Source organism: Novosphingobium sp. Fuku2-ISO-50 (assembly GCF_001519055.1).
Lineage (GTDB): Bacteria > Pseudomonadota > Alphaproteobacteria > Sphingomonadales > Sphingomonadaceae > Novosphingobium.
In genome coordinates, this window is the sequence record NZ_KQ954286.1 from 156,953 (window position 1) to 173,431 (window position 16,479).

Annotated in this window: 14 protein-coding genes; 8 read left to right on the forward strand and 6 right to left on the reverse strand. The window is 64.6% G+C overall.

The features are described 5' to 3' along the window. Positions 1 to 154 precede the first annotated feature (154 nt). Entirely contained in the window at positions 155 to 982 is an 828-nt protein-coding gene (locus AQZ50_RS03690) for a transporter (protein ID WP_231730097.1), read from the forward strand. Here AQZ50_RS03690 and AQZ50_RS03695 read toward each other — a convergent pair. The 3 genes from AQZ50_RS03695 to AQZ50_RS03705 form a co-directional block, all read right to left on the reverse strand. Further along, positions 968 to 1,381, reverse strand: coding sequence for a type II toxin-antitoxin system death-on-curing family toxin (locus AQZ50_RS03695; RefSeq protein WP_369801371.1), 414 nt, complete (start codon positions 1,379 to 1,381; stop codon positions 968 to 970). The genes AQZ50_RS03690 and AQZ50_RS03695 overlap by 15 nt on opposite strands. A 1-nt stretch (position 1,382) precedes the next feature. Next, positions 1,383 to 1,592, reverse strand: a complete 210-nt coding sequence (locus AQZ50_RS03700) for an AbrB/MazE/SpoVT family DNA-binding domain-containing protein (RefSeq protein WP_067742800.1) — start codon at positions 1,590 to 1,592, stop codon at positions 1,383 to 1,385. A 92-nt stretch (positions 1,593 to 1,684) separates the two neighbouring features. After that, entirely contained in the window at positions 1,685 to 3,562 is a 1,878-nt protein-coding gene (locus tag AQZ50_RS03705; protein WP_067742803.1) for an ABC-F family ATP-binding cassette domain-containing protein, read from the reverse strand. A 133-nt stretch (positions 3,563 to 3,695) separates the two neighbouring features. Between AQZ50_RS03705 and AQZ50_RS03710 the strand changes: the two genes are divergently transcribed. After that, positions 3,696 to 4,628 carry a LysR family transcriptional regulator gene (locus tag AQZ50_RS03710; RefSeq protein ID WP_067742806.1) on the forward strand — a complete coding sequence of 311 codons (933 nt, stop codon included), beginning with the start codon at positions 3,696 to 3,698 and terminating at the stop codon, positions 4,626 to 4,628. On the opposite strand, the gene AQZ50_RS03715 is transcribed toward AQZ50_RS03710, so the two are convergent. Genes AQZ50_RS03715 through AQZ50_RS03725 form a run of 3 tightly spaced genes read right to left on the reverse strand, consistent with a single transcriptional unit; the run spans position 4,629 to position 7,876 of the window. Then, the gene (locus tag AQZ50_RS03715) at positions 4,629 to 5,642 is read right to left on the reverse strand and encodes an adenosine deaminase (protein WP_067742809.1); all 1,014 of its coding nucleotides are present in this window, start codon (positions 5,640 to 5,642) and stop codon (positions 4,629 to 4,631) included. Continuing rightward, complete coding sequence (gene guaD / locus AQZ50_RS03720; protein WP_067742812.1) at positions 5,639 to 6,955, reverse strand: guanine deaminase; 1,317 nt, start codon at positions 6,953 to 6,955, stop codon at positions 5,639 to 5,641. The genes AQZ50_RS03715 and guaD overlap by 4 nt, the downstream gene beginning before the upstream one ends. Positions 6,956 to 6,961: 6 nt before the next feature. After that, the gene (locus AQZ50_RS03725) at positions 6,962 to 7,876 is read right to left on the reverse strand and encodes a 5'-methylthioadenosine/S-adenosylhomocysteine nucleosidase (RefSeq protein ID WP_067743765.1); all 915 of its coding nucleotides are present in this window, start codon (positions 7,874 to 7,876) and stop codon (positions 6,962 to 6,964) included. A gap of 459 nt (positions 7,877 to 8,335) precedes the next feature. On the opposite strand from AQZ50_RS03725, the gene kdpF reads away from it, so the two are divergent. From kdpF to AQZ50_RS03755, 6 genes are all read left to right on the forward strand, one after another. Then, entirely contained in the window at positions 8,336 to 8,425 is a 90-nt protein-coding gene (gene kdpF / locus AQZ50_RS03730; RefSeq protein ID WP_067742815.1) for a K(+)-transporting ATPase subunit F, read from the forward strand. Between the two features lie 31 nt (positions 8,426 to 8,456). Continuing rightward, the gene (gene kdpA, locus AQZ50_RS03735) at positions 8,457 to 10,160 is read left to right on the forward strand and encodes a potassium-transporting ATPase subunit KdpA (protein ID WP_067743768.1); all 1,704 of its coding nucleotides are present in this window, start codon (positions 8,457 to 8,459) and stop codon (positions 10,158 to 10,160) included. 65 nt (positions 10,161 to 10,225) lie between these two features. Then, complete coding sequence (kdpB, locus tag AQZ50_RS03740; protein ID WP_067742818.1) at positions 10,226 to 12,232, forward strand: potassium-transporting ATPase subunit KdpB; 2,007 nt, start codon at positions 10,226 to 10,228, stop codon at positions 12,230 to 12,232. Between the two features lie 18 nt (positions 12,233 to 12,250). Continuing rightward, positions 12,251 to 12,832, forward strand: coding sequence for a potassium-transporting ATPase subunit KdpC (gene kdpC / locus AQZ50_RS03745; RefSeq protein WP_067742821.1), 582 nt, complete (start codon positions 12,251 to 12,253; stop codon positions 12,830 to 12,832). Continuing rightward, a complete protein-coding gene (locus AQZ50_RS03750) occupies positions 12,829 to 15,540 on the forward strand; it encodes a sensor histidine kinase (RefSeq protein WP_067742824.1) in 2,712 nt (903 codons plus the stop codon). Before kdpC ends, AQZ50_RS03750 begins: the two co-directional genes overlap by 4 nt. After that, positions 15,537 to 16,217: a response regulator gene (locus AQZ50_RS03755; RefSeq protein WP_067742827.1), complete on the forward strand. Its 681-nt coding sequence runs from the start codon at positions 15,537 to 15,539 to the stop codon at positions 16,215 to 16,217. Before AQZ50_RS03750 ends, AQZ50_RS03755 begins: the two co-directional genes overlap by 4 nt. The last annotated feature ends 262 nt before the right edge of the window (positions 16,218 to 16,479 follow it).

Genomic DNA, 16,479 nt, shown 5'->3' on the forward strand with positions numbered 1-16,479 from the left:
ATTGCCCCCCATAGCTCGCTTACCCAGCGTTGCGCTTACCCGGTGTTTCTTTGCGCCGTGTCATTAAGCCAGCGCAATGCGCGTCGTGCCGGATCATGTATGACGGCGCGAATCGGACCATCCCACAGCGTGGGGCATTGGGGGGGAAATGTTCGTGAAAAAAGCCATCCTGGCGATCTTGCCCGCGCTGCTGGCAACACCCGCTTTGGCCCAATCCGCATCTGGCCAGACGGCGCCTGCCACCGCTCCCGCAGCAAGCGCGCCCAGCCCGATCTGCACCGACCGCCCGACGCGATCCAATTTCGCCTGCACCGTTCCCGACGGCGCTGTGCAGATCGAAGCCGACGGCTTCAACTGGTCGCGCCTGACGCAGGGCGGCGTGGCCACCGATACCGTGCTCTATACCAACCCCACGGTCAAACTGGGGGTGACGTCATCGACCGACATCGAGGCCAACTGGGTGCCCTATGAATCGGTCCATACCCAGGGCGTCGGCACGCTGCGCGGCGTGGGCGACCTCGTACTCCGGCTGAAACAGCGCCTGACCCCGGCCGACGCGAAAGTGTCGATTGCGATCCTGCCCTATATCAAGGCGCCGACCGCGCGGCTCGGCATTGGTAACGGGCAATGGGAAGGCGGCGTGATTATCCCGGCAAACATCGCCCTGCCCAAGGATTTCACGCTGACGCTGGTGCCTGAAGTCGACGTTCTGGCCGATGGCGTCGATCCCGCGCGGCGCCATGTCCAGGTTCAACAAGTCGTCAATCTGGGCAAGGCGCTGACCCCGACGCTGACGCTTTATGGCGAATTGTGGACCGCGCAAAATTTCGATCCGGCAGGCACGGTCGCGCAATATTCGGCCGACTTTGCCTTTGCGTGGCTGATGCGGCCCACGCTGCAACTCGACTTCGGCGGCAATTTCGGCCTCAACAAGGCAACCCCGGGCGCGCAGCTTTATGTCGGCGTCTCAACGCGGTTCTGACGCCCTGTCGCGGAACCACTGGGCGAGTGCCTCCTCGCCCAGATCGCCGCCGGCAAGACGCAAGACCGTCTGAATGGCATCCTTGGGCGTAAACGCGATTTTCACGCCGTTCAGGGCCAGAAACAGGCGCGCCAGTACCCATGCCGTGCGCTTGTTACCCTCCGAAAGCGGATGATTGCGCGCCACGCCAGAAGCATAGGCCGCAGCCAGCGCGCACATGTCGGTCTCTCCATACGTCCAGCGATTGCGCGCCCGCGCCAGCGCCGATTCCAGCGCGCCTGCATCGCGCACGCCCACCAGACCGCCATGTTCAGCCAGTTGGCGATCATGAATGGCATGGACAAGGTCCACCTCGATCCAGACCGGTTCGGTCTGGATCGGCTCGTGCATATCGGTCATGTCACTTCGCCAGAACGCGCAGGATGTCGCGATCTTCGCGCATGATCTGCTCAGCCAAGTCCATCTTGGCCGCGAAATCAGGATTACTTGCCGTGATGCGAATGCCGTCCGGGGTTTCCGACACGTAAAGCGTGTCCCCCACCCCCGCCCGCAGCTTTGCCAGCAGTTCCTTGGGCAGGACAACCCCCGCAGAATTGCCGATCTTGGTGATTTAGAGATTAGCGTTCATACGGACGTTATAACAGCCTGAGGCGCATTGTTCAATGCCGCCCTATAGCATACGTTATCATAGCATACGTTATCCTACCCCGCCGCCATCGCCGCATCATAGGCTTCGCTTGCCGCCATCCATGCTGCTTCGACCTCTTCCAGCTTTGATGCGGCAACGCCGCGTCGGCGCGACAATTCGCCCATCGCCAGCTTGGCCAGTTCGCCCGTGGCGCTCGACGGTTCGAACATCGCGCGATCCAGCGCGTTGATTTCGGCCTGGAGCTTGGCGATCTGCGCTTCGGCGTCGATGACCTTCTTTTTCATGCTGCGGTGCTGTTCGCGCAATTGTGCGCTGGCCTTGCGGTCGGCCTTGGAGCCGGATTTGGCCTTTTCGCCCTCCGCCTTGGGCTGGTTGCGGCCCAGCACGAAATCGATGTATTCGCTCATCGCCCCGTCGAACGGGCGCGCGGTGCCTTCGTCAACCAAGACCAGTCGATCGGCGGTCAGTTCGACCATGTGCCGATCGTGGCTGATCAGGATCACCGCGCCCTTGTAGGTGTTGAGCGCCTGGACCAGCGCCTCGCGCGCATCGACGTCGAGGTGGTTGGTCGGTTCGTCGAGGATCAGCAAGTGCGGCGCGTCGCGCGTGACCAGAGCCAAGGCGAGCCGGGCACGTTCGCCACCCGACAGCGTGCGGATTTCGGCCATCGCGCGATGCCCGGAAAAGCCGAAACGGCCCAGTTGCCCGCGCACGGCCTGCGGGGTGGCATTGGGCATGGCGCGGGTCATGTGGACCAGCGGCGTCGCATCGCCCGCCAGTTCCTCGACCTGATACTGCGTGAAATAGCCGATCTTCATCCGCCCGCTGGCCGTCATCGAGCCTTCCATTGCGGGCAATTGTGCGGCGAGCAGGCGCGCCAGCGTGGTCTTGCCGTTGCCGTTGCGGCCCAACAGCGCGATGCGGTCATCGGGATCGATCCGCAAGTTCAGCCGCCGCAGGATCGGCGTATCGCCATAGCCGACGCTCGCCAGATCGAGCGTGATCAGCGGCGGACGCAATTCGTCGGGATCGGGAAAGTCAAAGCTCAGCGAGGGATCTTCGCTCAGCGCCGCGATCGGCTGCATCCGCGCCAGCATCTTGGCCCGTGCCTGCGCCTGCCGCGCGGTCGAGGCGCGCGCACTGTTGCGGGCGATATAGTCGGACAGCTTGGCGCGCTGCGCTTCCTGGGCGGCGGCAAAGGAGGCGGCCTGTGCGGCACGCTCGGCCCGCTGCCGCTCGAAATCGTCATAACCGCCGGGATAGAGCGTCAGCTTGCCGCCCTGCAGATGCAGGATATGATCGACCACGGTATTGAGCAGATCGCGTTCGTGGCTGATGATCAACAGCGTGGCAGGATAGGACTTGAGGAAGTTTTCCAGCCACAGCGTCGCTTCGAGATCGAGGTGGTTCGACGGTTCGTCGAGCAGCAGGACATCGGGCTCGGAAAACAACAGCGCGGCCAGCGCCACGCGCATTTTCCACCCGCCCGAAAACGAATCGAGCGGCATGCCTTGCGCCGCCTCGTCAAACCCGAGGCCCGACAGGATGCGCGCGGCCCGCGCCGGGGCGGCATAGGCATCGATCGCGATCAGCCGATCATGAATATCGCCCAGGCGATGCGCATCGGTTTCGGTTTCGGAATCGGCCAGCAATTGCGTGCGTTCGGCATCGGCGGCCAGCACGGTTTCAAACGGCGTCGCGTCGCCGTTGGGCGCTTCTTGCGCGATATAGCCGAGCCGACAGCCGCGCGGCATGTCGATCGATCCGCCATCGGGCTCAAGCTCGCCGATCAGCGTCTTGACCAGCGTCGATTTGCCCGCGCCATTGCGGCCGACGAGCCCGACTTTGCCGCGCGGCGGGATCATCGCGCTGGCATCGGAAATGATATCGCGCCCGCCAAGGCGCACGGTAAGGCCGGATATGGTCAACATGGTGGGGCGCCTAGCAGGCTTCCCGGCGATTCCCAAACCCTTGCAATGCGCCCGCCCCTACCAAATGACTTGACGGCGCACGCATAAATGCAATGCTTTTGGCGATCCCGTTCCAGAAATACGAGCAACCCTCATGCCCGCCTTTTCGCGTTTCCTGCGCTATTTCGTTGTCGTTGGTCGGCTCGGCTCGATCCGCCGCGCGGCGGAAGAGCTGAATGTTTCGGCTTCGGCGATCGATCGGCAGATTTTGAATGCCGAGGCAGAGCTGGGCATGCCGCTGTTCGAGCGGCTTTCGACCGGGCTCCGCCTGACGGCAGCGGGCGAAGTCCTGATGGCGGCGGGCGGGCGCTGGCAAAAGCATTTGACCGATGTGCTGGCCCAGATCGAGGATTTGCGCGGATTGAAGCGCGGGCATGTCGAAATCGCGGTGATCGACGCGCTGGCCAAAGGGCATATTCCGACGCTGATCCATGCGATTCAAACCCGCTATCCGGGGATAACGGTCGGCATCAGGGTTCAGGGCAACGATGTCGTGCGGCGCCTGGTGGCCGATGGCGAAGTCGATCTTGGCGTGATGTTCGAGCCGCATTCCTATCGCGACCTGACCGTGCGGGCCTTTGTCGATGTCGTGCTGGGGCTCGTCACGCCGCCCGGTCATCCCGCAGGGCGCAGCCCGGAGGCGCGCTTTTCGACTTGCTCCGGGCTGCCGGTCATCGTGCCTTCGCGTCCGCTTGCAGTCAGCCAGCAGATCGAAGTGCTCGAAGCGACCAGCGGCATCGCGCTCGACCGGCGCGCGACGTCGGACAACATTCAGATGATCGTCTCGCTGGTTCTGCAAGGCGCGGGGATCGGCGTGCTGACCTCGCTCGATGTCGCGACCGAAGTGCAACGCGGGCTATTGTCCTTCACACGCCTGACCGACCCCGTTCTGCGCCCGATGACGCTGGCGCTGTGTACCGCGACAGCGCGCACGCCTTCGCACGCGGCGGGGATCGTGCTGGGCGAGCTTGAAGCCGAATTTGCGCGATTGGGCTATCCGGCCTCGCACATCGCGCCCGTTACATAATCAAGCCGCGTCGACGAACGCATCGAGCCGCGCACAAAGCGCCGCGATCGCCTCGCCCGGCAGGAACGATCCGGTCAGGCTGTTGCGCGCCGCCTGCGCCAGATCGCCACGCGACAGACCGCGCGCTTTGGCCACCGCGCGATAATTGTCCGCAACATAGCCGCCGAAATAAGCCGGATCGTCGGAATTGATCGTCGCCCTGAGCCCAGCCTTGAGCATGCGGTCGATCGGATGCTGATCGAGGCTGTCGACCACGCACAGCTTCAGATTGGACAGCGGGCACACCGTCAGAGTCATGCCCAGATCGACCAGTCGACGCACCAGCGCCTCGTCCTCCAGGGCGCGGTTGCCATGATCGATGCGATCGACATGCAGCGCATCGAGCGCGCCGGTGACATAAGCGGGCGGCCCTTCTTCGCCTGCATGGGCGACGCATTTCAGACCGCGTTCGCGCGCGGCGGCAAAGACGCGGGCAAACTTTTCGGGCGGATGGCCCAGTTCGGAGGAATCGAGCCCGACCGCCGCGATCCGGTCGAGCCACGGCCCGGCCTCTTCCAGCGTGGCAAAGGCATCGGCCTCGCTCAGATGGCGCAGAAAACTCATGATCAGGCAGGCGGTCAGCCCATGGCGCGCCTGGGCCTCGGCGATCGCCGACAACAGCCCTTCGATCACTTCGGAAAACGGCACGCCGCGCGCGGTATGCGTCTGCGGGTCGAACATGATCTCGGCATGGACCACGCCATCGGCGGCGGCGCGGTCGAAATAGGCCATCGCCAGATCGTGAAAATCCTGCCGCGTCAGCAGCACAGCCGCCCCGGCATAATAGATGTCGAGAAAATCCTGAAGATTGGAAAAGGCATAAGCGGCGCGCACCGCTTCGACATCGGCATAGGGCAGCGCGATGCCGTTGCGCCGGGCCAGCGCAAACATCAGCTCGGGCTCCAGGCTGCCTTCGATATGGAGATGCAGCTCTGCCTTGGGCAGGCCGGTGATGAAAGCGTCAAGATCGGTCATGGACCCGGCTCCGAAAAAGGATGGAAACGCGCGGTGTCGCGATCCCAGGCGCAGCGGCCCATGACATACGTCCGTGACACCGCGCGGTCATCGCCCAGCACTTGCAGCGCAAACAGCGTCTCGGCAAGCGCCGCGCCGCGCGTGCGCCGCGCGAGCAGCGGCGTTGCGGCGGGATCGAGCAGAACGAAATCGGCCTCTTGCCCCTCGCCCAGTGCGCCGACCCGGTCTTCGACATGCAGCAGCGCCGCGCCCGCTGCGGTTGCCAGCCACAGCGCGCGAAACGGATCGAGCCGGTGCCCGCGCGCAAGCCCCGCCTGATAGGCAAGCCCCGCCGTATGGAGCAGCGAAAACGTCGTGCCCGCGCCGACATCGCTGCCCAGCCCCAACCGCACGCCAAATTCCGCCGCCTGGGTGAAATCAAACATCCCCGAGCCCAGAAACAGGTTTGAGGACGGACACACCGCGATCCCCGCCCCGCTTTCGGCCAGCCGCGCGCATTCATGCCCCGACAGATGAATCCCGTGGGCAAAGACCGAGCGCGCGCCGACCAGCCCAAAGCGGTCATAGACATCGAGATAATCGCGCGCATCGGTAAACCGCGCGCGGACTTGCGCACATTCGCGGGTGTTTTCCGACAAATGCGTGTGCAACAGGACATCGCGGTGGCGCGCCAGCAGATCGCCCGCCATCGCCAGTTGGTCATCCGACGACGTCAGCGCAAAACGCGGCGTGATCGCATAGCCCAGCCGCCCGCGCCCACGCCATTTCGCGATCAGCGCCTCGGTTTCGGCGCGCGCGGTTTCGACAGTATCGCACAGCCCCGGCGGCCCCCAATCCATCAGCACTTTGCCACCGACGAGGCGCATCGCCCGCGCCATCGCCGCTTCGAACAGGGCATCGACCGAATGGGCATGGACAGTGGGAAAGACCAGCGCGCTGGTCGTGCCGTTGCGCAAGAGCTCGTCACAGAACACCCCCGCCACAGCGCGCGCATGGGCCGGATCGGCAAAGGCCCGCTCGGCGGGAAAGATATGCCGTTCGAGCCAGTCGAGCAGTTGTTCGCCGTGCGCCGCCATGCTGTCCATCTGCGGGTAATGGACGTGGCAATCGACAAAGCCGGGCACGATCAGCCCGTCGAGCCGTTCGACCGGCACATCGGCAAACCGCTCCGCCAGATCGGCAAACGGCCCGCGCGCGACGACGATCCCGTCTTCGACCACCAGCAGGCCATCGGCCTCGTGACGGACGGCGGCGGGATCGAGCGCCGGATCGTGCGACACCGACAGGATTGCGCCGCGCCAGGCTCTTGTCATGTCGGTTCAGTTCGGCAGCGCGGCAAGATAGGCGCGCACCACTTTGGCAGAATTGGCCGAGGCAAGCTGCATGAACGTATCCATGCGATTGGCATCGGCATCGCCCCCGGCAAGGTCCGACAGGCTGCGAAACACGATCCCCGGCACGTCATTGGCATAAGCGACCTGGATCACCGCCGCGCTTTCCATGTCGAGCACGCGCGCATGCCAGGCAGTATGGAGATAATCGCGAAATTCGGCGTTGTCGGCGTAAATCCCCGCCGTAACCCCCGTACCGCCGACGATGACCCTGGGCGCACGCGGCAGGCATTGCCGTTGCCCGCCGATATCGACACAGGCCGACAGCGCCAGCCCCGGCACGACCTTGCGCGCCAAAGCGATCAGCGCAGGATCGGCCGGAATGGTAAAGAACCGCTGCGGCGCGCGATCGGCGCGCGCCACGGTCGTCCCGCGCGGATAGATGAAACGCCAGTTGGGCGGCGCCTCGCCAAAGCTTTCGGGCGGACGCCAGCCTTGCGGCGTTTCGCGCGCAAACGAGGCTTCGAGATATTGTCCCCAGTCTTCGGGCACGATCACATCGCCGATCGCCAACGCCGGATCGACCCCGCCGGCAATCCCCGAAAACACGATCCGCCGCACGGCAAAGCGATCGAGCACCAATTGCGTGGTCATCGCCGCGTTGACCACGCTGACCCCGCTTTTCATCAGCACCACCGGCTTTCCTTCGAGCGTGCCGGTGACGAATGTCATGCCGTTGATCGCAAAGCTGTGCGGCTGGACCACCGCCCCTTCGAGCGCGGCATATTCGGGGCCGAATGCGGTCATCACCACGGTACGCGGCGTACCATCGATCTTTTGCGCAAAGGCCGCCCCCGGCAGGACCATAAGACCCAGCAGGATCAGCACAATCGGACGAAGCATGGTGGTGCAAAAGGCCATCGCGATACCGCCTGCATCGGCAGGGATCGTCCGGTCAAGCGGCAAAAGGCCAGCCATGCGCTTCATCAAGTGCCCGAATTTGGCCCGGCGTGGGATCGTGGTGTCCATAAGCCTCGCACCATGCCCGCTCGGCCTCGCGCGATCCACCACAATGAAGCGCACGGACGTTTGCGAAAATGCGCGCACCGGCATGATGTCTTTATGGCTTCTTAATGCCCCGCCCCCGCTTCGCCGTGGAACCTTAACGGGCACTCGGAACAAAGGGCACGGTGTGGATCAGTTTCAAAACTGACCCGATTGCGCATGAAAAGGAACCCGTTATCGTGTCCGACCCCGTTATCGCGTCCGACATTGCCTGGCTGACCGCACTTGTCGGCCTGACGCTGCTCTCAATCGGTTTCATGCGTCTGTGCGACGCCTCGTGACAGGAGCGCTTCGATCATGACCCCTTCCCTCGTGCTTGCCGGCCTGACTGCGCTCGGCCTGCTTGGTTATCTCGTCGCCGTGCTGATGCGGCCCGAAAAGTTCTGACCGAAAGGAATCTGTTGCGATGGCTGCGGGCATGACGCTCTCCGGCTGGGCCTTGATCGCGACCTTTGTTGCGCTGTGCGTGGCAATGGCCAAGCCGATCGGCCTATGGCTTTTTGCGCTTTACGAAGGACGCGACACGCCGCTGTCGCGCGTGCTTGGCCCGGTCGAACGAGGCTTCTATCGCCTCGCCGGGGTCGATCCCTCGCGCGAACAGAACTGGCGGCAATATGCCGTCGCGATGCTGCTGTTCCAATTGGCCACGGCGCTCGCGACATATGCGCTGTTGCGGCTTCAGGGCGTGTTGCCGCTCAATCCGCGCGGGCTTCCCGGTCTGTCGCCCGATCTGGCGATGAACACCGCGATCAGCTTTGTCACCAATACCAACTGGCAGGCCTATGCCGGGGAATCGACGCTGTCGAACCTGTCGCAGATGCTGGCGCTCGTGCCGCACAATTTCCTGTCGGCGGCGACCGGGATCGCCGTGGCCTTTGCGCTGTTTCGCGGCTTTGCCCGGCGCCAGACGCAGTTCGTCGGCAATTTCTGGACCGACATGACCCGCATCACGCTCTATCTGCTGCTGCCTCTGGCCTGCGTCTACGCACTGGTGCTCGTCGCAGGCGGCGTGCCGCAGACATTTGCGAGCAGCATCGATGCGACCACGCTCGAAGGCGCGCACCAGACGCTGGTGATCGGGCCGGTGGCCAGCCAGGAAGCGATCAAGATGGTCGGCACCAATGGCGGCGGGTTCTTCAACGTCAATTCGGCCCACCCGTTTGAAAACCCCACAGCGCTGGTCAATTTCCTGCAGATGCTGTCGATCTTTGCGATCGGCGTCGGACTGACCTGGTGTTTTGGCAAGGCGGTCGGCGATACGCGCCAGGGCTGGGCCGTGCTCGCGGCGATGATGATCCTGTTCGTCGCCGGGGTCAGCATTGTCTATTGGCAGGAAGCCGCCGGCAATCCGCTGCTTCACCATGCCGGTCTTGCCGGCGCCAATATGGAGGGCAAGGAAGTTCGCTTTGGCGCCGCCGCCAGCGCCCTGTTCGCCACGATCACCACCGCCGCCAGTTGCGGCGCGGTCAATGCCATGCACGACAGCTTTACCCCGCTTGGCGGGTTGATCCCGATGTTCAATATCGAACTGGGCGAAGTCGTCGTCGGCGGCGTTGGCTCGGGGATCTACGGCTTTCTGCTGTTTGCGCTGCTCGCGGTGTTCATCGCCGGGCTGATGGTCGGCCGCACGCCCGAATATGTCGGCAAGAAGATCGAAGGCCGCGAGGTAAAGCTGGCGGTGCTCGCGATTGTCGTGCTGCCGCTGTGCATTCTGGGCGGGACGGCGCTGGCCAGCGTCTTGCCCGCAGGCCTTGCCGGGATTGCCAACAAGGGCCCGCACGGCTTTTCCGAGATCCTCTATGCCTTTACTTCCGCCACCGGCAACAATGGCTCTGCCTTTGGCGGGATCAGCGCCAACACGCCGTTCTATAACGGCGCGCTCGCCGTGGCGATGTGGATCGGGCGCTTCTTTATGATGGTCCCGGTCCTCGCCATTGCCGGATCGCTGGCCCAGAAGAAATATACCCCTGAAACCACCGGGTCGTTCCCCACCACCGGCCCGCTGTGGATCGGCCTGCTCGTCGCGATCATCCTGATCGTGGGCGGCCTGACCTTTCTGCCCGCGCTCGCGCTTGGTCCCGTCGCCGAACAGATGGCGATGCTGGCCGGCACGACTTTCTGATCCTGCGTAAAAGGCAAAAACGCATGTCGTCCGCCTCATCCCCCTCGTCCTCATCTCCCTCGTCGATGTTTTCGCCCGCGCTGGTCATCCCCGCGATCGGCGAAGCGTTTCGCAAGCTTTCCCCGCGTGAACTGGTCAAGAACCCGGTGATGTTCACCACTGCCGTGGTAGCGGTGCTGATGACCGTGCTGCTGTTTCTTGGGCAAAGCGGGCTGCCGATCGGCTTTCAGCTGCAATTGATCGTGTGGCTTTGGCTGACTGTCCTGTTCGGCACGTTCGCCGAAGCGCTGGCCGAAGGCCGCGGCCGTGCCCAGGCCGCCAGCTTGCGCGCCACCCGCAGCGAACTGACCGGCAAGAAGCTGCGCGGCACCGGCAATGCCTATGACATGGTCTCCGCCAGCACGCTGGCCAAAGGCGACGAAGTCCTCGTCGAAACCGGCGATCTGATCCCTGCCGACGGCGAAGTCGTCGCAGGCGTCGCCTCGGTCAACGAAGCGGCGATCACCGGCGAATCCGCCCCCGTGATCCGCGAGGCCGGTGGCGACCGCAGCGCGGTGACCGCCGGGACGCGGGTGATTTCCGACCATATCCGCGTGCGCATTACCCAGGAGCCGGGCCAAGGTTTTCTCGACCGCATGATTTCGCTGGTCGAAGGCGCGCAGCGGCAGAAAACGCCCAACGAAATCGCGCTGACGATCCTGCTGGTCGGCCTGACCATCATTTTCCTGATCGCGGTCGCAACGATCCCGGCGCTGGCCGCCTATGCCGGTGGCCAGATCGCGGTTGCCGTGCTCGCCGCGCTGTTGATCACGCTGATCCCGACGACGATCGCCGCGCTGCTTTCGGCGATCGGGATCGCCGGGATGGATCGACTGGTGCGCTTCAACGTGCTGGCCAAATCGGGCCGCGCGGTCGAAGCGGCGGGCGACATCGACGTTCTGCTGCTCGACAAGACCGGCACGATCACCGTCGGCGACCGCGCCGCAGCGGAATTCCGCCCGTTGCACGGCATCACGGCGATCGACCTCGCCAATGCCGCGCTCTTTGCCAGCCTTGCCGACGAAACCCCCGAGGGGCGCAGCATCGTCGTGCTCGCGCGCGAACGTCATGACCTTTCCGCCGAATTGCCCGCCGGCGCCGAAGTGATCCCGTTTACCGCGCAAACCCGCCTGTCAGGCGTGCAGACCGCCGACCGCCTGATTCAGAAAGGCGCGATCGATTCGATCATCCGTGCCAACCCGCAAGCGAGCGAAGCGGCCAAAAGCGAATTGAAGCGCAATGCCGAAGACATCGCCCGGCTTGGCCAGACCCCGCTCGGCGTTGCCGAAAACGGCCGCCTGCTCGGGGTGGTCGCGCTGAAAGACGTGATCAAGGCCGGGGTACGCGAACGCTTTGTCGAATTGCGCCGCATGGGCATCCGCACGGTGATGATCACCGGCGACAACCCGCTGACCGCCGCCGCGATCGCCGCCGAAGCCGGAGTCGACGATTTCCTTGCCGAAGCGACGCCCGAAGACAAACTGGCCCTGATCCGCAAGGAACAACAAGGCGGGCGGCTCGTCGCCATGTGTGGCGATGGCACCAACGATGCCCCGGCGCTGGCCCAGGCCGACGTCGGCGTGGCGATGAACACCGGCACCCAGGCTGCGCGCGAGGCGGGCAACATGGTCGATCTCGACAGCGATCCGACCAAGCTGATCGAGATCGTCGGGCTCGGCAAACAGCTGCTGATGACGCGCGGCGCGCTGACCACGTTTTCGGTCGCCAACGACGTTGCGAAGTATTTCGCGATCATCCCCGCGATGTTCGTCGTGCTCTATCCGGGCCTGCGCGCGCTCAACGTCATGCATCTGGCAAGCCCGCAAAGCGCGATCCTTTCGGCGATCATTTTCAACGCGCTGATCATTCCGACTCTGGTGCCGCTCGCGCTCAAGGGCGTGACCTATCGCCCGATCGGCGCGGGCGCACTGCTCGCGCGCAACCTTGCCGTCTATGGCGCGGGCGGGCTGATCGCCCCGTTCATCGGGATCAAGGCGATCGATCTTGCCGTCTCCGCGCTCCATCTTGCCTGACATTCGGGAAAACGCCCCATGCTTACCGACATTGCCCAAGCAACCCGTCCGGCGCTGGTTCTGACCGGGCTGATGTTCGCCCTGACCGGCCTTGCCTATCCCGCCGCGATTACCGGCATTGCCCAGATCGCCCTGCCCTATCAGGCGAACGGTTCGCTCGTTTCGCGTGATGGTCAGGTCGCCGGGTCGGCGCTGATCGGCCAGAGCTTTGCCGGCGACGGTTATTTCCATGGCCGCCCGTCCGCCGCCGGAAAGGGCTATGACCCGACCCAGTCGAGCGGATCGAATCTGGGCCCGACGTCAAAGGCGCTGATCGACCGGGTCACCGGCGATGTCAAAGCCAACCCCGGCGCGCCGGTCGACATGCTGACCACCTCCGCCTCGGGCCTTGATCCCCACATCAGCCCCGAAGCCGCCGAATGGCAGGCCAAACGCGTCGCCGCCGCGCGCCATATCGCGCCGTCAAAGGTCTATGCCCTGGTCGACAATGCCGTCGAGATGCCGCTGTTCGGCTTTATCGGCGAACCGCGTGTCAATGTGCTCAAGCTCAATCTCGCGCTCGACAAAGCGGTCGGCAAAGGCGCACAAAGCCCGCGATGAATGAACCGGCGCGCCCCGATCCCGATGCTCTGTTGCGCACGCTGGCGCTGGCCAAAGGCGGGGCAAGGCCGGGATCGGGCGAACGCCCGCGCGGTCGGCTGAAAGTCTTTCTCGGCGCCGCGCCGGGCGTGGGCAAGACCTGTGAAATGCTCGATGACGCGGCCGCGCGGCGCAATGCCGGGCTCGACGTCGTGATCGGTCTGGTCGAAACGCATGGCCGGATGGAAACCGTGGCGCGCACCGCCGGGTTCGAGACCGTGCCGCGCAAAGTGATCGAACATCACGGCCGCACGCTCGAAGAAATGGACATCGACGCGGTGCTGGCGCGACGGCCCGCGCTGGTGCTGGTCGACGAACTGGCCCACACCAACGCGCCGGGCAGCCGCCATGACAAGCGCTATCAGGATGTCGAGGAAGTGCTCGACGCCGGGATCGACGTCTATTCGACTCTCAATATCCAGCATATTGAAAGCCTGAACGACGTCGTCGCGTCGTTTACCCGCGTGCGCGTGCGCGAAACGCTGCCCGACCGCGTGCTCGAACAGGCCGAGCTCGAAATCGTCGACTTGCCGCCCGACGAACTGATCGAGCGGCTGCGCGACGGCAAAGTCTATGTCCCCGAAGAAGCCGGGCGCGCGCTGGCGCATTTCTTTTCAAAGTCGAACTTGTCCGCCTTGCGCGAACTCGCGCTGCGTCGCGCGGCACAGGCGATCGATGCGCAAATGCTCGACCATGTCCGCGCCCATGCGCTGGCGGGCAAATGGGCGGCGGGCGAGCGGCTGGTGGTCGCCATATCGGAACAGACCGGCTGCGGCGGGCTGGTGCGGTCGGCCAAGCGCATGGCCGATGCTCTGGGCGCGCCCTGGACCGCAGTCCATGTCGAAACCACGCGCGAACTGGGCCTGTCCGACGCAGAGCGGCGCCAGCTTGCCGCGACGCTCGAGCTGGCACAGCATCTCGGCGGACAGACCGCGACAATTCCCGCCGAAAGCGTGACCGAGGGGCTGTCAGCCTATCTCGACGAAGCGCGCGCGACACAGCTCATTCTGGGCAAGGCAACCCGGTCACGCTGGCACGAATGGCGCCACGGCTCGGTGGTCGACCGCATGGTTCGCCATGGATCGGGGATCGCGGTCCATGTCCTGACGCTCGAAGACAATCCCGACAGCGCCCGCACCGCGCAAGCATCGATCGGGCGGCGCATCACTCCCGATCGCTGGGGCACGCCTGCAGGCTATGCCATTTCGCTGGGATTGGTCGCGCTCGTGACGCTGATCGGCCATTCGATCTCGAGCCTTGGCAATGTCACCAATATCGCGCTGCTCTACCTTTTGCCGGTGCTGGTCGCGGCGACGCGCCATGGCCTGCGCACCGGGCTCGCGACCGGGCTGGCCTCGTCTCTGGCGTACAATTTCTTTTTCATTCCGCCGCTTTATACATTCACGATCGCCGATCCGCAAAACCTGATCACGGTCATGGTCTTGTTGGGGATTGCCGTGCTGGTCAGCCAGATGGCCTCTCGCGTGCGCGATCATGCCTTGCTCGCGCGCAACAGCGCGGCGCAAAACGGCGCACTCGCGGGTTTTGCCCGCCATCTGACCGGGATCAGCAGCGAGATGGAGCTGGGCCAGGTGCTTTGCGCCGAAGTTGCCCGGCTGCTCGATGTGCGCGCGGCCCTGCTCTTGCCCGAAAACGGCAATCTGGAAGTCCGCGCGGCCAATCCGCCCGAAAACCGGATGGAAACGCTGGAAAATGCCGCCGCGCGCTGGGCCTTCGACAACAACCGCCGCGCCGGGCGCGGGTCGGACACGCTGACCGCCTGCGAATGGCTGTTTACGCCGATCGGCGCCACCGGACATGTGCTGGGCGTGCTGGGCATTGCGCGCGACGATACCGCCGCACCGCTGCGGATCGACCAGATGCCGCTGTTGTCCAGTCTGCTCGATCAGGCGGGCCTGGCCTTCGAACGCATCGCGCTGGAACATGAAATGAGCAACGTGGCCAAACTGCGCGAACAGGATCGGCTGCGCACCGCGCTGCTGTCCTCGGTCAGCCATGATCTGCGCACGCCGCTGACCGCGATCATCGGCAATCTCGACGCGATCCGCCCCGCCGACCCGGTTCAGGCCGATCAATTGGGCACCGCACGCGCCGAGGCCGAGCGCTTGCGCGGGTTTGTCGCCAATCTGCTCGACATGGCGCGGATCGAGGCGGGCGTGCTGACCCGCAGCAGCGAGCCGGTCGATCTCGCCGACGCGATTGCCGGGGCGGTGCATGATCTGCGCACGCGGCTGACCGCCAATCCGATCCACATGGACGTATCGCCCGACTTGCCGTTTGTACTGGTCGATCCGCAATTGTTTCAGCAGTGCCTGATCAACCTGATCGACAACGCCGCCAAGTATGGCGAACCGGGCACCCCGATCACGATCGCCGCGCAGCGCGAACCGGGTCTGCTGAAACTGATGGTCATGGACGAAGGCCCCGGCCTCCCGCCCGGCGAAGAGGATCGCATTTTCGAGACGTTTGCGCGCATCGAAGGCTCGGATCGCAAAGGCGGCACCGGGCTTGGCCTGGCGATCGTGCGCGGCTTTTGCACCGCGATGGGGCTGTCCGTATCGGCCGCCAATCGCGCCAGCACGCACGGCGCCTGCTTCACCATCAGTTTTGACGATGCGCACCTGACGAATGCAGAGGAACCGGCATGAAACCCTTGCGCGTGCTGGTCGTCGAAGATGATGCGGCGATCCGCCGACTGCTTCACGCGGCGCTGACCCGCTCGGGATACCAGGTGATCGAGGCCGCCGACGCGCGCGCCGCGCTTGCCGCGCTGGCGATCGACAAGCCCGATGCGGTGCTGCTCGATCTCGGCCTGCCCGATCGCGACGGGCTGGAACTGGTGCCCCTGATCAAGGCCGCCGGAACCGCGCTGATCGTCGTGTCCGCGCGCGAGGATACCGACCAGAAAGTCACCGCGCTCGATCTTGGCGCCGATGACTATGTGATCAAGCCGTTCGACAGCGAAGAACTCCACGCCCGCCTGCGCACTGCGCTGCGCCACCGCCTTGCCGCCGAAGCACGCTCGGCAAAAGTGGTGCTCGGCGATGTCGCGATCGACCTGTCGGCCCGACTGGTCACCCGCGCGGGCGAAGAAGTGCACCTCACGCCCAAGGAATACGGGATGCTTGCCGAACTCGCCAAGCATCCCGGCCGCGTGATCACCCATTCCCAGCTACTGCGCGCAGTCTGGGGCGCGGGCCACGAACGCGACGTCGAATACTTGCGCGTCGCCGCACGCGGCATCCGCCGCAAGCTCGAAGCCGACCCGACAACGCCCATCCTGCTGCGCAACGAGCCAGGCGTGGGCTATCGGCTGATGGGATGAACCCATTGTGCGCGCCTCCCGCAAATAGATCCTGTTTGGAGCAACTTTTCGTAACAATCCAAGAAGCCACTTGCGCCCCCATGGGGTGGCGGTTAGGCAAGACCTCAAGAACAAGACCTGTAATCAGGTGGTCGTGGACCCTGTCATTTCCCGCGAAAGGGCGGGAACGGCTTGCGCTGTTTGTGGAGGCACGACTTTGTCGTTTTATGCTGGTATCGCTCGCGCGACAAATGCCGGGCGTGGCGCACAGAACTGTTTGCAC

Bases quoted from the DNA above. Each gene is read 5' to 3' on its own strand.
- AQZ50_RS03695 (WP_369801371.1), bottom strand. From the start codon at position 1,381: ATGACCGATATGCACGAGCCGATCCAGACCGAACCGGTCTGGATCGAG.
- guaD (WP_067742812.1), bottom strand. From the start codon at position 6,955: ATGACAAGAGCCTGGCGCGGCGCAATCCTGTCGGTGTCGCACGATCCG.
- AQZ50_RS03755 (WP_067742827.1), top strand. From the start codon at position 15,537: ATGAAACCCTTGCGCGTGCTGGTCGTCGAAGATGATGCGGCGATCCGC.
- AQZ50_RS03705 (WP_067742803.1), bottom strand. From the start codon at position 3,562: ATGTTGACCATATCCGGCCTTACCGTGCGCCTTGGCGGGCGCGATATC.
- AQZ50_RS03710 (WP_067742806.1), top strand. From the start codon at position 3,696: ATGCCCGCCTTTTCGCGTTTCCTGCGCTATTTCGTTGTCGTTGGTCGG.
- AQZ50_RS03715 (WP_067742809.1), bottom strand. From the start codon at position 5,642: ATGACCGATCTTGACGCTTTCATCACCGGCCTGCCCAAGGCAGAGCTG.
- kdpC (WP_067742821.1), top strand. From the start codon at position 12,251: ATGCTTACCGACATTGCCCAAGCAACCCGTCCGGCGCTGGTTCTGACC.
- AQZ50_RS03750 (WP_067742824.1), top strand. From the start codon at position 12,829: ATGAATGAACCGGCGCGCCCCGATCCCGATGCTCTGTTGCGCACGCTG.
- AQZ50_RS03725 (WP_067743765.1), bottom strand. From the start codon at position 7,876: ATGCTTCGTCCGATTGTGCTGATCCTGCTGGGTCTTATGGTCCTGCCG.
- kdpA (WP_067743768.1), top strand. From the start codon at position 8,457: ATGACGCTCTCCGGCTGGGCCTTGATCGCGACCTTTGTTGCGCTGTGC.
- kdpB (WP_067742818.1), top strand. From the start codon at position 10,226: ATGTTTTCGCCCGCGCTGGTCATCCCCGCGATCGGCGAAGCGTTTCGC.
- kdpF (WP_067742815.1), top strand. From the start codon at position 8,336: ATGACCCCTTCCCTCGTGCTTGCCGGCCTGACTGCGCTCGGCCTGCTT.